The 15,824-nt window shown below is 29.7% G+C and carries 12 protein-coding genes; 3 read left to right on the top strand and 9 right to left on the bottom strand.

Annotation, left to right across the window (positions count from 1 at the left end):
- Positions 1-103 precede the first annotated feature (103 nt).
- Both I4V51_RS00940 and gtfA read left to right on the top strand, forming a co-directional pair.
- Positions 104-1,060 carry a PfkB family carbohydrate kinase gene (locus I4V51_RS00940; RefSeq protein ID WP_195986452.1) on the top strand — a complete coding sequence of 319 codons (957 nt, stop codon included), beginning with the start codon at positions 104-106 and terminating at the stop codon, positions 1,058-1,060.
- A gap of 22 nt (positions 1,061-1,082) precedes the next feature.
- Positions 1,083-2,546, top strand: a complete 1,464-nt coding sequence (gene gtfA / locus I4V51_RS00935; protein WP_195986451.1) for a sucrose phosphorylase — start codon at positions 1,083-1,085, stop codon at positions 2,544-2,546.
- Between the two features lie 69 nt (positions 2,547-2,615).
- Here the strand turns inward: gtfA and I4V51_RS00930 are convergent, their stop codons facing one another.
- From I4V51_RS00930 to I4V51_RS00920, 3 genes are all read right to left on the bottom strand, one after another.
- Entirely contained in the window at positions 2,616-3,596 is a 981-nt protein-coding gene (locus I4V51_RS00930; protein ID WP_195986450.1) for a LacI family DNA-binding transcriptional regulator, read from the bottom strand.
- A 148-nt stretch (positions 3,597-3,744) separates the two neighbouring features.
- Positions 3,745-6,279 carry a glycoside hydrolase family 3 N-terminal domain-containing protein gene (locus I4V51_RS00925; RefSeq protein WP_195986449.1) on the bottom strand — a complete coding sequence of 845 codons (2,535 nt, stop codon included), beginning with the start codon at positions 6,277-6,279 and terminating at the stop codon, positions 3,745-3,747.
- 252 nt (positions 6,280-6,531) lie between these two features.
- Entirely contained in the window at positions 6,532-9,294 is a 2,763-nt protein-coding gene (locus tag I4V51_RS00920; RefSeq protein WP_195986448.1) for a glycoside hydrolase family 3 protein, read from the bottom strand.
- Between the two features lie 170 nt (positions 9,295-9,464).
- Between I4V51_RS00920 and I4V51_RS00915 the strand changes: the two genes are divergently transcribed.
- A complete protein-coding gene (locus tag I4V51_RS00915) occupies positions 9,465-10,232 on the top strand; it encodes a helix-turn-helix domain-containing protein (protein WP_195986447.1) in 768 nt (255 codons plus the stop codon).
- Between the two features lie 283 nt (positions 10,233-10,515).
- On the opposite strand, the gene I4V51_RS00910 is transcribed toward I4V51_RS00915, so the two are convergent.
- From I4V51_RS00910 to I4V51_RS00885, 6 genes are all read right to left on the bottom strand, one after another.
- Positions 10,516-11,304 carry a carbohydrate-binding protein gene (locus tag I4V51_RS00910; RefSeq protein ID WP_195986446.1) on the bottom strand — a complete coding sequence of 263 codons (789 nt, stop codon included), beginning with the start codon at positions 11,302-11,304 and terminating at the stop codon, positions 10,516-10,518.
- Positions 11,305-11,339: 35 nt separating this feature from the next.
- Entirely contained in the window at positions 11,340-11,978 is a 639-nt protein-coding gene (locus I4V51_RS00905) for an RpiB/LacA/LacB family sugar-phosphate isomerase (protein ID WP_195986445.1), read from the bottom strand.
- A 26-nt stretch (positions 11,979-12,004) separates the two neighbouring features.
- On the bottom strand, positions 12,005-12,808 hold the full coding sequence (locus tag I4V51_RS00900) for a gluconate 5-dehydrogenase (RefSeq protein ID WP_195986444.1): 804 nt from the start codon (positions 12,806-12,808) through the stop codon (positions 12,005-12,007).
- Between the two features lie 29 nt (positions 12,809-12,837).
- On the bottom strand, positions 12,838-13,665 hold the full coding sequence (kduI, locus tag I4V51_RS00895) for a 5-dehydro-4-deoxy-D-glucuronate isomerase (RefSeq protein WP_195986443.1): 828 nt from the start codon (positions 13,663-13,665) through the stop codon (positions 12,838-12,840).
- 106 nt (positions 13,666-13,771) lie between these two features.
- On the bottom strand, positions 13,772-14,800 hold the full coding sequence (locus I4V51_RS00890) for a sugar kinase (RefSeq protein ID WP_195986442.1): 1,029 nt from the start codon (positions 14,798-14,800) through the stop codon (positions 13,772-13,774).
- Positions 14,801-14,812: 12 nt separating this feature from the next.
- The gene (locus I4V51_RS00885) at positions 14,813-15,775 is read right to left on the bottom strand and encodes a bifunctional 4-hydroxy-2-oxoglutarate aldolase/2-dehydro-3-deoxy-phosphogluconate aldolase (RefSeq protein WP_195986441.1); all 963 of its coding nucleotides are present in this window, start codon (positions 15,773-15,775) and stop codon (positions 14,813-14,815) included.
- Positions 15,776-15,824 lie beyond the last annotated feature (49 nt).

Here is a 15,824-nt window from a genome sequence, read left to right as displayed (position 1 = left end):
AATACTATACCTTTATTTCTAATAAAAAGTAAATATGTCAAACGCTTGACATATTTGTTTTTTATAATTATACTCTACTTATAAAAAGCAATTGGAGGTAACAATGTTTAATTTTAGCAATTCTATAGAGTTCCAAAATAAACCCAATGATGTATTTACAATTGGTGAACTATTAGTTGATATGATATCTGATGATTATGATACTAATTTTACTTGCAATAAATATTCAAGATTCTTTGGTGGATCACCTGCTAATATAACTATGAACATAAAAAGACTTGGTGGTAATCCTGCTATTTCTTCTTGTGTAGGAAACGATGGATTAGGTGAGTTTTTAATTAATCATTTAAAAAGTAAAAATATTAATACGGAATTAATAAATAAAGTTAATTATTCTACAAGTATGGTTCTTGTGACTAAAAGCCAAGAAACTCCTCTACCAATTTTCTATCGTAGTGCAGATTATAATTTAGAATACAATAATTATATAGACTTAACATTAAAAAGCAGTAAAATAGTTCACTTTTCTTGTTGGCCTATTTCTCAAAAAAAATCTAGAATTATGATTGAAAAAGTTATTGAAGAAGCTAGAAAAAATGATGTTATCATAGGCTTTGATCCTAACTATCATGAAAGGATTTGGGAAGAAGGACATGATGGAATCAAATATATAAAAAATCTTTTAGGTAAGGTAGATATTATAAAACCTTCTGAAGTAGATGCTGAAAGAATTTTTGGAGCTGATACTCCTGAAAACCATGTTGATAAATTTATTCAGTGTGGTGCAAAACTTGTAATAATGACTTTAGGTAAAGACGGTGCAATAGTTTCAAATGGAAAGGAAACTATTAAATTTAAAACATTAGCTACTGAAGTTGTAGATACAACTGGAGCTGGTGATGCTTTCTGGGGTGGATTCTATACTGCTATTACTAGTAAGCATACTTTAAAAGAAGCTTTAAATATAGGATTTGCAGTTAGTGCTTTCAAACTTAAGCATGTAGGTGCTATTGCAGAATTACCTTCAATAGAAGAATTAAAAAAACTTTATAATATATAGTAAATTACGAGGAGATATAAAAATGGCTGTTAAAAATAAAGTTCAACTTATAACTTATCCCGATTCTCTTGGTGGAGATTTAAAAGCATTAGATAATGTACTTACAAAATATTTTCCTAATACCTTTCAAGGTGGTATTCATATACTTCCTCCATTCCCTTCATCAGGAGACAGGGGATTTGCCCCACTTACTTATTTAGAAATAGAACCTGAATTTGGTACATGGGAAGATATACGTAAAATTGGTGAAAAACATGATGTTCTTCTTGATTTAATGGTTAATCATATTTCTAAAAACTCAGTATTCTTCCAAGATTTCTTAAAGAATGGACAAGATTCTAAGTATGCAGATTTATTTATTACTCTAGATAAAATATGGGCTGATGGAAATCCAGTTCAAGAAGATATAAATAAAATGTTCTTACGTAGACAAGTTCCTTATTCAACATTTGATATAAAAGGCAAAGAGGTTTCTGTTTGGACTACTTTTGGTAAGGAAACTCCATCTGAACAAATTGATCTTGATATTAAATCTGAATCAGTTAAAGCATTATTAAAGGAATTCTTTGAAAACTTCCATAAAAATAATATTAAAATTGTAAGACTTGATGCTGTAGGATATGTAATAAAGAAACTTGGTACTAGCTGTTTCTTTGTTGAACCTGAAATATATGACTTCTTAGATTGGGTGTCTGATTTAGCAAAATCTCTTGACATTGATTTACTTCCAGAGGTTCATGCCCATTACACTACTCAATATAAATTAGCTAAATACGGAAATTATATTTATGATTTTATTTTACCTTATACTATTTTAAGTACATTAGTTAATAAATCTAGTTCAGCACTTACTTCATACTTAAAAGATAGGCCTTCTAATCAATTTACAATGTTAGACTGTCATGATGGTATTCCTGTAAAACCTGACTTAGATGATTTAGTGACAACAAAGGATGCTAGAAAAATTGTTAATCACTGCTTAGAGCATGGTGCAAACTTAAGTTTAGTTCATTCTGATGCTCATAAGAGCCAGGATGGATTTGATGTTCATCAAATAAGATGTTCTTACTATTCTGTTCTAGGTTGTAACGATGATGCTTACTTAGCTGCAAGAGCAATTCAATTCTTTGCTCCTGGTATTCCTCAAGTATATTATGTTGGGTTACTAGCAGGTGAAAATGATGTTGAGAATGTTACTCGTACTGGAGAAGGACGTGAAATTAACAGGCATAACTTCACTTTAGAAGAAATTGATAAAGCCTATAATCAAGATGTTGTTCAAAGATTACTTAAGCTTATTGATTTTAGAAATGATTATCCTGCCTTTGATGGCGATTTTAGCGTTGAACCTTCACTTGATAATGAAATTATATTAACTTGGAAAAAGAATAATATTTACTGTACTTTAAATATTAATTTAACCACAAATAAATCAATAATTAAATATATAAATACTGAAGGAAGTATTTCAACTTATACTATATAATTATAGGAAAGTACTAAAAAGCATTTTTCTTATGAAAAATGCTTTTTTACTTAATATAATAAGTTATCTTTATACTGTACTATTTCTAATTATTAGCTCTATAGGTACTATATTTTGTTCTTTTATTTCGATATTATTGCATTTAGCATCTATTAATTCAATAGCTAGCTTTGCCATCTCCTTAATTGGTTGATGTATAGTTGTTATTGTTGGTGTTGTTAATTGTGAAATATCAACATCATCAAACCCAACTAATTTCAAATCTTTTGGAATTCTAACATTTAATTCATTGCAAACTTGAATAACTTGTGCTGCTATTAAATCACTACTTGCAAATATTCCATCAATTCCTTTTATTTTAATAAGCGTATCTTTTATAGCTTTATAGTAGTTCATTTCATTATATGTATTTATATCAAACTTTTTAATAAAATATTCAATATTATTTTTGTTACATACATCTACAAAAGCCTTTTCTCTATTATCAGCAGGCATCTCTTCATCAATTACTCCACTAAAATGCAATAATTTCCTACATCCACATTCTATTAAATGATTGGTAGCAATACTTCCCCCCTGATAGTTATCACACTGTATTCCTAGCTTTCCATCTTCAAAGTTTTTTTCTAATAAAACTACTGGTATATCTCCAGTATTAATTTTATTTGATTCAACATTTCCACTACATAAGACTATTCCAGCAACTCTATTACTTTTACACATATCTAAATATTGCTTTTCTTTTTCAGCCTTTTCCTTACTATTACATAAAATTATTTTATAATCTTTTTTTGATGCCTCATTTTCTAAATTACTTATTAGTTTTGCAAAGTATGGATGTGATATATGTGGTACTATAACTCCAATTGTATTACTTTTTTGCTTTGTTAATGAACGAGCTATTTCATTAGGTTGATACCCCAATTCATCCATAGCCCCATAAACTTTATTTCTAGTTTTTTCACTAATATATCCCCTATTGTTAATAACACGTGATACAGTTGTTGGTGTAACACCTGCTAATTTTGCAACATCTACTATTGTCGCCATATCTTAATCACCTATCTTCTTTAAGCATTATTTAATTATAAATAATAATTGCCTTACTGGTCAATTAAATATATTAATTTAAAAATAAACACATTCATTAATAAAAAACTCATTAATGAATGTGTGTAATTTTTATATTTTAAACTTATTATTTTTTCTTTCTAGAAAGAAATGCTCCTGTAGTAGCCATTAATGTAGCAAATATGCTTGTAGCTACAGATGAAGTACCACCAGTGTTAGGTAGTTTACCGCTATTTGGCTTAGAAGTAGATCCTGGTTTACTTGGTGTAGTTGGTTTTTCTGGAGTAGTTGGATTTTCTGGATCAACCGGAACATCTGTATTACTATCCTTAATTATATTAATTGTTGAATAATTTCCTGAAGTAGTAAACTCTCTATCTTTTCCATCAATTACTTTAACATCAGATAAAATAGTTAAGTCATTTTGAGCTTCTCCAACAGCTTTTAATGTTATTATAACATCAGTTAATGCGTTTTCATTTATATCAGATAAATTTATAGTTAATAATGATCCATCAACTGAATGATTAACTACACTTAAATTTTCATTATTAGCTTTAACAGAAACTACTTCAAAATCCGAATTATTAAAGTTAACCTTTAATGAATAGTTTTCTGATTTAAGTCCATCAATATCACTTAAAGAAAGTTTAACATCAACTTTTTCAGAAGCCTTAACTTCCACATTATTAGTAGAAGTACTTACCCCTACTGAAGTCAAATTAGTTATACCAAATCCATAGTTATAAGCATTTTCACCAGAAATTATAGCACCAGTTTCATCAACTTGTGGAATATCAACTGGCAATGTACCTTGTGCTTCAGCTCCACCAAAGATAACTTCCATTGCTGCAGGGATATTTGGACCAAATGTTTGAGTCGGAGTTAATCCTCCATCAGCTTCAGTTGGATCCATTCCCTTATATCCATAAGCAATTACTTCAGCTTTGGCATTTTTATGAGCAGCAACATCATAAGGTTTACCAACACTTACAATTACAGAATCTTTATTAAGTTCATTAGCATAATCAACTATAGCTGTTGGACCTGCAGTAATCCAATGATTTACATTTAAATGAGAGAAGTTACCCATTTCTGATATTACTACAACATAATCAGCAGTACCTATTTTAGCCTTTAATTCATCAGTTAATAAATTACCATTTGAATAACGATGAGTATCTATTTTTACAGAATCCATTTTACCTTCAGCAATAAGTCTAGTAACTCCAAATTTCATTCCAGGAAGTTCATTATCATATGGCGCTATAAGCAGAACATTTTGTCCTTCTTTAGGATTTAAAGGTAATATATTATTTTCATTTTTTACTACAGTAATAGCTTCAGCCGAAATCTCTCTTTCTATAGCTCTATTTTCATTAGAACCAACAATAGTTTTAGCATTAGCTATTTTTTCATCAACAGTTCTAGTATCATTATTAACATTAATTATTCCTCTATCTATTTTTAACTTAACTATCCTTTCAACAGAATCATCTATTTCAGATATAGTTAACTCACCACTTTCAACAGCTTCTTTAATTCCATCAACTATTGCTTGCAATTTGGAAACATCAGCCTTACTTCTTAGGATTGTAGGCATTAATGCTATATCAACCCCAGCTTTAATAGCCATTTTAACAGTTTCCACTTCACCAAAGTTTTTAGAAATAGCATCCATATTAAGAGCATCTGTTATTATTATTCCATTATACCCCATATCCTCTCTTAAAACTCCAGTTAATACATCATCAGATAAAGTTGATGGTATACCAATTTCTTGACCATCATTTTTAGAAATAACTGTATCCTTTTCTATTTGTGGTAATTGAACATGAGCAGTCATTATCATATCAACTCCATTTTCAATTGCCGCTTTAAAAGGTTTTAATTCTATCTCTTTAAGCTCCTCATAACTTTTATCAACTACTGGTAGCCCATAATGAGAATCCGTTGCAGTATCACCGTGACCTGGGAAATGTTTAGCTGCTCCTGAAACTCCTTGTTCCTGAATACCATTTATCATTTTAATTCCAAGCTTACTAACTAAATCAGCATTACTTGAGAATGATCTTAAACCTATAACTGGATTTGCAGGATTATTATTAACATCTAAAGAAGGTGAAAAGTTAACGTTAATCCCTAATGAGTTTAACTCCTTTCCTATAACAGAACCTGCTCTATAAGAACTTAATTCATTTTTTGTTGCTCCTAATGCCATATTTCCAGGTAAGCTTGTACCAGTTCCAAGTCTCGTAACAATACCCCCTTCTTGGTCAACTGTTATTAATAATGGTAAATCATTAGATTCATCATTTTCAATAACTTGTTGTAAATCATGAGTTAATTTTGTAGTTTGTTCTGTAGTTTTAACATTTTGAGCAAACAAAATAACTCCACCTAAATCAAAGTCATCTATAATTTGTGCAACCTCTGAATTCATTGTAGTAAAGTCAGAAACTGCATCTTCTCCATCCATTTTCCATTGTCTAAAGTCAGGCATTAGCATTTGTCCAATTTTTTGTTCAATAGTCATTTCTTCTACAATTGCCTTAGCTTGTACAGTTGAATCAGCTGCATAAGTAGTTGTAACATCTCCTAATATTAATGAACTTGAAATTAAAGCTGCCATTATCATTGCCATAATTTTATTTCTCTTCATAATTAAATCTCCCCTTTTTTCAGCCATAGTTCTTAATAACGTTTACATATTTTATTTTACATCATTTGCCACACAATAATCAATATATATTTCACTTTTAATAATTTATTTTGAAATTTCATTTCACCCCTTTGTTATTTTAATATTTTATTAATTAATCACCATCTAAATATTAAAAAGTAAGAGTTCACATTTTAACTCCTCCCTTATTAATAATAATCATAAGTTAACTTTAAATAACACTTTCCATTTTTATTTACATCTTATAACTATTTTATCTATATCTAATCCATTTGCTCCAAAGTATATCTTTATATAATGATTTAATCCCCAAATTCCACCTAACTCTCTTTTTTCTGTTATCCACTCTCCTTCTGTTCCTCTAATTGTTATAGTTTCTTTTAATGCATTATCATAATATACTGATAATGGTAATTGAGCTAATTCACCTTGTTCTGACTTCATTGTTATTTCAATTAAATATTCACCTAATTTATTAAATGTAAGTCCAAATACTTCTGAATACCCCTTCTTATTATTAAAGTTACTTCCATCAATAATTATATTATTAGTTTCTTTATCAGCCTGATAATAAACTATATCTGTACTTAAATCATCATTATCATCTGGAACATTAATTTCTTCTACTTCATTACTGCTAATACGACCTAATTCATGAAGCATTATAGGGGATGCCATTATAAACTTTAAAATATTCTTCGCATTTCTTTGCAAATCGCTTCTAGTTATTTCACCAAGTTCTAATTTCTCTTTAACATTATCATTTTCAGGATTTAATTTTGAATCCGATACACACATATATATATCATTTTGTGCAGATATCATAGGAGCCTTATTTTCTCTTGTAGAATTTTTACCTTCAGTATTTGCTTCAGCCCACCAGTCTGTCATAACTATTCCATCAAATCCCCATTCTTGTCTAAGAATTCTTGTACATAAATCATAGCTTCCAGCTGTCCAAATTCCATTTACAGGATTATAGGTAGTCATAACCGATTTAGCTTTACCTTCTTTAACTGCAATTTCAAATCCTCGCAGATATATTTCACGAAGTGCTCTTTCTGATACTATTGATTCAACAATGCGTCTTGATGCTTCTTGATTATTAGCACAAAAATGTTTAATTGTTGGAAACACACCATATTCCTGTATTCCACTAACTTGTGCTGCACTTATTTTTCCTGTTAATAGTGGATCTTCTGAAACATATTCAAAATTACGTCCATTCAATGGATTTCTATGAATATTCATACCTGGCCCTAAAAGTGAATCTATCTTATTCTTACGAAGCTCTAATCCAGTCATATTATAAAGTTTTTTTACTAGCTTTTCATTAAATGTACATCCTAATGCTGTTCCATTTGGCAATGAAAATGCTTTTGTTCCACAATCCATACGTATTCCAGAAGGTCCATCAGCGCAACATGCAACAGGTATTCCAAAGCTTCTTAATTCATCTGTAACTCCACCAAAAGCAGCTGCAGTACCTGGCGTTACCTTAGGACTACACATACCTTCACCACGGAACATATAAATTAAATCATCATCACTCAATTGTGCAACAAATTCGTCTAATGATACTTTTTTATCAAAAACATCCCCAAGCTTATACCCCTTATTTCCTGTATAAGTTATTTCTTGTTCACGTTCTTTTATCATTAGTGAATATGGATTTATAGTTCTTGTTGGAACCTTTTCTATTGCAATTTCATAATTATCTTCTTCATTAATAACTGCCTTAATACGTTCAAATGACATTATCGGAGCACATGCTTCTTCTAACTTTTCTACTACAATAAATTCTTGATTATATTCTCCAAAAATAGTAGTATTTCTAATATCGGAACCTACATGAAATGTATATATACCTTCTTCTAAGACATAAGAAGATTTATAGCCAGTTATTCCCCTATCATCATAAGAAGCAATATAATACTTAGGAATATTTACTGTTACTTTTTCACTTTCACCAGGATTAATTATATTTGTCTTTGCAAATCCTACAAGGCTTCTTACTGCTTTTCCAAGTTTTCCTTGTGGTGCTTCTACATACACTTGTACAACTTCTTTTCCTGGTAAATCTCCAGTGTTCGTTACATTTGCCCCAATAGTAACTTCTTTATCAGTTACTTCTAAAATATTTCTTTCAATTTTAAAATTAGTATAAGATAATCCATATCCAAATGGATACATTACTTTATCTTTTGCAAATGTCTCAAAATAACGATATCCTACATAAATATCTTCCTTATAATAATTTCTTTCTTCGTGTCCAAAATTTTCAGTTGAAGGATAATCTTCAATATTATAGGCAATAGTATCTGTTAATTTTCCACATGGATTTACTATTCCTGTTAATACATCAACTACCCCATTTCCGCCTTCTTGTCCACCTTGCCATACATAAAGCACAGAAGATGGATTATATTTTTCTACCCACTTCATATCTATTATGTTACCAACATTTAAGATTACAACTGTTCTTTTAAATGTCTTACTAACTTTTTCTATCATAACTTCTTCTTCTTTAGTTAAAAGATAACTTCCTGACTGATTTTTACTATCCTGATCTTCACCTGCAGTACGTCCTATTATAACTAAAGCTATGTCTGACTCCTTGGATAATCTTAATATAGAATCCTCAAGATTCATTTCCTTTTGAGACCATGGTGTATTTCCCCATCCTACACCTTCATCATAAGGGTTCTCTTCTATCCAATCTTCATATACCTTTAATAAATTTTCATCTAAAATAATATCATTATTTGCTTTCAAAGCATCTAAAATACTAACTACATATCTTGTATTAACAAGCCCTCCTGAGCCTAGTCCACTTTTATAATAATTAAAAGTACTTCTTCCAAATACAGCTACCTTATCACCTTTTCTAATTGGTAGTGTATTATTATCATTCTTTAATAATACACAACTTTCTGCAGCTGTTTGTCTTGCAAGTTTTGCATACCTTGCTAAATCTAATTCATATTTACTCATATATATCCCCCATAAATTATCTTTATATTAATTTTTACCTTATTAACCTTAATTCAATTTCATTTTAAGAAATATTTTTTAACCTTTATATCACTTTTCACAGTTTTATAATACTTTTCACATATGTTTTATGATATAATGTAAACAATTAAATTCAAAGGTGGATATATATGATAGAAAATGAAGTTCAACATGATTTTTGTAACGTTGTTTTTAAAAACTTAGAGATGGAAACTATACATCAACCTTATAAACAGGAACTTAAAGAATTACATTGTATTGAAAATGGTTATATAGAATTGTTAGATGAAACTTTAGCTATTAATTATAATAATATTACCCAGATTAAACTATCTAAAACCCCACTTAGAAATGCAATAAATTTAGGGATTGTTGTTGTTACCTTAGCTTGTCGTGCTGCAATTCGTGGTGGTATTGATCCTGAAATATCCTTTTCTCTTAGTGATGCCTATATAAATAAACTAGATGCACTTGATAATATTGAAGCAGTGAATAAATTAATGCGACAAGCACAACGTGAATATACTAAAATGGTTTATGAAATAAAAGCTAGCAGGAAAAATCTAAGTAATATAAATCAAAATTTTCATGTAGAACAATGTAAAAACTATGTTTTTTCACATCTTCATGATAAAATTCGCATTTCTGAAATTGCAGAAGAATTAAGCTTAAATCCTAATTATTTATCTGTACTTTTTAGACAATATGAAGGTATTTCTATTAAGGAATTTATATTAAATGAAAAGATAACATTAGTAAAAAAACTCTTAATTCATTCACACTATTCTTATATAGAAATAGCCACTTATTTAAGTTTTTCCTCTCAAAGTCATTTAGAAAAGCAATTTAAAAAATTAACTGGTATGACTCTAAAACAATATAAGGAAAAATATTACATTAATAAAATTCATTATTAAAATAAAAATTTAGATTATTAAGATTCTTTGATTGAGCTTTATACTTAATGCTGCATTCATTTTATAAAATGTGATTATCTATGTAATGCAAATATTTATAGTGAAAATTAATATTATGCTAGACAAGAAATATAACCTATTCTATGATTTACAAATACTCCTTAATTTTCTTAATCATAATATCTTAAATGCTTCCCTTCTAGATTACTCTTATTCTATATAAAATTAAAAGCATTTTCTACTCAGATGACTAGAAAATGCTTTTATAAACCTTATTTAATTACTAAATTTCATTTCCATAAACTTTAATTTGGCTTAATGCTGGAAAAGGAGAAGGATCATCAGCTTTTATTAAATCACTGAATGTTAACCATTCAATAACCTTTTCTTCAAATTCTAACACATGAGCCTTACTACTTTTTTCTAAGTCCCATTTAATTTCTGAACCATCAGAAAATCTAAATGTAACATTTGTCCACCAATTATCATGTGGAAAATCAGATCTTGTATATATTACTATTTTGTCTGTTTTAATATATCTTCCAAAATCTAATCTAAAACAAGCATCATCTCTCATACCTATTCCCCATGATTCATATGGCCAACTTCCATGAGAGCTATTTTCACAGTTTCCATTTATAGCATTTCTTGCTGCAAATACTGCTTCTCCTCTTGTTTCTATATTTGCAGATGCATGAGGATAAACTCCCTTAATTTCTTGCTTATCCATAACATTTAATGCTAAATTTTTATAACTTTTAATCTCTTCTGCTTCAGCAACTCTTAATGATAATAAATGTTTCTCTCCATAAAATACCTTTGGTGAATAACTAATTCTCTTTTCTCCAAATGGGATTTCATAAATAATTTCATTTTCAGTTACATATACAAAAGCTTCTCCCATAGCATCATCAACTTGAGCATATAAATAACTATCTTTTTTTGATGTTGTAAAGACTATTTTATCTCCCTCTTCATATGCTCCTTTAAAGACTACTCTTACTTCTTCAGTATTTATTTTTTCTGCTTTTATATTTCCATCTCTATCTATTATTTTTATACCTAACTCCATATTACTTATCCTCAAACTTTTTATTTATAACTATATTATTCTAAAATAGTTTCAATACATTCTCTTATTTTTTCACATTTACAGTTAGCAAAGAAATACTCCTTAAATCTTTGTCCTGCAACTGCTCCTTTTACTAAATCTTGATCTAGATTTTTTAATATAGTTACTAAATCAACATGAGTTACTTTTTTGACTTCATCTAATATTTTCTTATTTCTTTGCTCTGGAATAACTCTATCCTTAGGGTATCCTTGACCACTTTCACCTTCAAATAATTTTTCAAATATATATTGTAAGTTTAATTCAGCTCCCCATCCAAACCCTTTGGCAAATGGAAGTGCTATAGCATTACCATCATTTATTTGAGCAAACATATATGCATCAGATGGATCTACTACGTGTCCACATAATACTCCTGGGAATGAATTACATGCAAGCATAGCGCCTTCTCCTGTTCCACAGCCTGTTATTACGTAATCTGCAGCTCCTGAATTTAATAATATTGCAGCTAAAATTCCATTTTGAACATATGTTAATTGCTCATTATCTTCAGAACTATACATTCCATAATTAAAAACTTCATGTCCCTTTGGTTCTACTACTTTCTTTAAAGTTTCATATATCATTTCATTTTTTACAGCTTGACTGTTTTCATTTATTAATGCAATTTTCATTTATCCATTCTCCCTTGTACTAAAAACTATTTAGGTTGTTTCCCAATATAAGCTAATATTCCACCATCAACATATAAAATATGTCCATTTACAAAATCAGAGGCATCTGATGCTAAGAATACTGCTGGCCCAGCTAAATCTTCTGGTGTTCCCCATCTTGCTGCTGGTGTTTTAGCTACTATAAATTGATCAAATGGATGTCTAGAACCATCTTCTTGTAATTCTCTAAGTGGTGCTGTTTGTGGAGTTGCTATATACCCTGGTCCAATACCATTACATTGAATATTATATTCACCAAATTCTGATGCAATATTTTTAGTAAGCATTTTTAATCCACCTTTAGCTGCTGCATATGCTGCTACTGTTTCTCTACCTAATTCACTCATCATAGAGCAAATATTTATAATTTTTCCATGACCTTTTTTAATCATTGATGGAATTACTGCTTTAGCTACTATAAATGGTGCATTTAAATCTACATCTATAACTTGTCTAAAATCTTCTGCCTTCATTTCTAACATTGGAATACGTTTTATTATTCCAGCATTATTTACTAATATATCAATAACTCCAACTTCTTCTTCTATCTTTTTAACTAATTCATTTACTTTATCTTCATCAGTTACATCACATACATATCCATGTGCCTTTATTCCTAATTCTGCATATGATTCAATACCTTTATCTACTAACTCTTGCTTTATGTCATTAAATACTATTGTTGCGCCTGCATCTGCATAAGATTTAGCAATTTCAAATCCTATTCCATATGCTGCCCCTGTAATTAATGCTATCTTACCCTCTAAAGAAAACTTACTTAAATTATTCATAATTAAACTCCTCCAATATTATTTACTTATTATCTTAAATCGCTCATTTTTACTGCATCCATATCATCGAAATCTTGATTTTCTCCAACCATACCCCAAATAAATGTATATGCCTTACTTCCTACACCAGAGTGAATTGACCAACTTGGTGATATTACTATTTCTTCATTTCTAGTAACTATATGTCTTGTTTCTGTTGGCTCTCCCATATAGTGCATTACAAAATTATTTTCTGGAACTTCAAAATATAAATATACTTCCATTCTTCTATCATGAGTATGACAAGGCATAGTGTTCCAAACACTTCCTGGTTTTAATTGAGTCATTCCCATAACAAGCTGACAACTTTCTACTTGTCCTGGAAGAATATATTTTCTTATAACTCTATGATTAGCTTCTTCTAAAGACCCTAATTCTACAGTTACACAATCTTCCGGTTTAATAAGAACTGTTGGGTAAATTTTATGTGCTGGTGCACTGTTAAAATAGAATTTTGCTGGATTATTTCCATCTTCACTTAAAAATTCTATATCCTTACTTCCCATTCCAATATACATTCCATCTTTATAATCTAACGTATATTCATTTCCATCTATCTTGATAGTACCTTTTCCACCGATATTAATTACACCTAATTCTCTTCTTTGTAGAAAATATTCAGATCTTAATTCACTTCCTGCATCTAATGACAATGATTTTCCTGGAACTGCTGCTCCAATTATTATACGATCAATATGGCTATATACCATTTTAATTTCATCTTTAACAAATAAATCTTGTACTAAAAACTCATCCCTTAATCTATCTGTTGTATAGTTTTTTACATCCCTTGGTGATGCTGCTGTTCTTAATTCCATATCTCCATATCCCCTTTTTGTATTCTATATTTATATTTTAATATTCCAAATTAACTATTTCTTGTTATTTCTACTCTTAAATATTGCAAATATTGAACTTCTTTTATTATCTTTCTACTCTAGCAGCTCCATCCCCTAGTGCTAACTTAAGTACCTCATCTACAGTAGTTATATTTAAATCTCCTGGTATTGTATGCTTAATAGCTGCAGCTGCGGTTGCAAATTCTAGGGATTGCTCCATTGTATAATCGCTTAATACTCCATGTAAAAATCCAGCTGCAAAGGAATCCCCTCCCCCAACTCTATCTACAATATGCAAGTTATATTTTTTACTTTTATAAAGCCTTTCATTATCACATACTACTGATGACCATCCATTATCTGATGCACTTATACTTTGTCTATTAGTTGTTATTAAAAATTCAAAGTTATATTTTTTTATAACCTTTTTCATATTTTCTTCACTTATACATATTGAATACTCACCATTTATAAAATCATTTTCACCATCATTAAATGCTAACATCTTTGATGCATCCCTTGGATTACCAAAACAAATATCAACATACTCCATCATTTCAGATAAAACTTCTTGCTTTTCTTCGATTCCTTCTGTCCATAATTTTGCTCTATAATTTAAATCAAAAGATACTTTTACATTATTCCTTTTAGCACTCTTTAAAGCAGCTAATGTTATTTCAGCTCCATTTTTACTTATAACTGGCGTTATTCCTGATACATGAAATAAATCAACTTCTCTGAACATTTCATCAAAATCAAACTCCGAAACTTCTGCCTCTGCAATTGACGAGCTTGATCTATCATAAATAACACTTGATGGACGAATTGATGCTCCATTTTCTAAGAAATAAATTCCTAATCTATCTCCACCTCTTACAATATAATCACAATTAACATTAAATTTTCTTAATGTTCCAATAGCACATTCTCCTATTGCATTATTAGGAATTTTACTAACAAAGCTAACATTATGCCCATAGTTAGCTAAAGAAACTGCAACATTTGCTTCTCCTCCACCATAATTAATATCAAAAGAAGTTGCTTGCATAAATCTTTCATTTCCTGGAGGTGATAGTCTTAACATAATTTCACCTAATGTAACTACTTTAGCCATAACTCTATCCTCCTATTTTTGTAGTAAATGGATAGCAAAGCCTCCAATTTCCTTTTTCAAATAATTTGAAATTAAATTACCCTTTTCATTAAAGAATTTATTGTTTTCATCAACTTCATATCCTTGATTTTCTAAATAATATATAGCTCTATCTATATTATTAGTTCCTATTGCTAAGTGCCCATGAGTACCTAAGAATTTATTCTTTAATGCTTCTATATACGTACCTGCAAAGATAGCAGATTCCTTTTCATTACTCTTAAACCCAAATAAATTTTCAAATGCCTCTGCTATTTCTATAGAGCTTTCAGAATCTGTTGGATGAATTCCTACATGAAGTAATTCAAATCCTAGCATTTTTTCTACAGCTTCTCTTGTAAGCTTTTTAATTTCTTCAAAATTTCCTGACTCTATTAATTCAGGTGTAACCATCCATGTTCCACCACAAGCAATTATCTTATCAAAGCTTAAATAACTTTCTAAATTATTAAGATTTATTCCTCCTGTAGGCATAAACTTAATATTTCCATATGGTGCTGCCATAGCTTTTATCATCTTTAATCCACCAGCTGCTTCTGCTGGGAAAAACTTAACTACATCAAGCCCTAATTGAATTGCTTCTTCTACATCACTTGGATTAGAGCAACCTGGAACTATTAATATTCCTCTTTCATTGCAGTATTGAACTACTTTAGGATTTAACCCTGGACTTACTATAAACTTAGCACCAGCTTCAACTGCTTCATCAACTTGTTTAATATTTAATACAGTTCCCGCTCCTACTAACATATTAGGATATGCTTGCACCATTTCTCTTATTGAATGCTTTGCTGCCGTAGTTCTAAATGTTACTTCAGCACATGGTAATCCACCTTCACATAATGCTTTAGCTAATGGAACTGCATCATCAACCTTATCTATTTTTACTACTGGGATAACTCCAATTGATTTAATTTTTTCTAATATATTATTCATACTCTCACCTCTATACGCTTTTATGTAGCCTATTAACTTTATATCTAAA

It is taken from the genome of Clostridium sp. D53t1_180928_C8, assembly GCF_015667795.1.
GTDB lineage: Bacteria > Bacillota > Clostridia > Clostridiales > Clostridiaceae > Clostridium.
The sequence above is the reverse complement of the archived record's forward strand: the minus strand, read 5'-3'. Positions and strand labels throughout refer to the sequence as shown.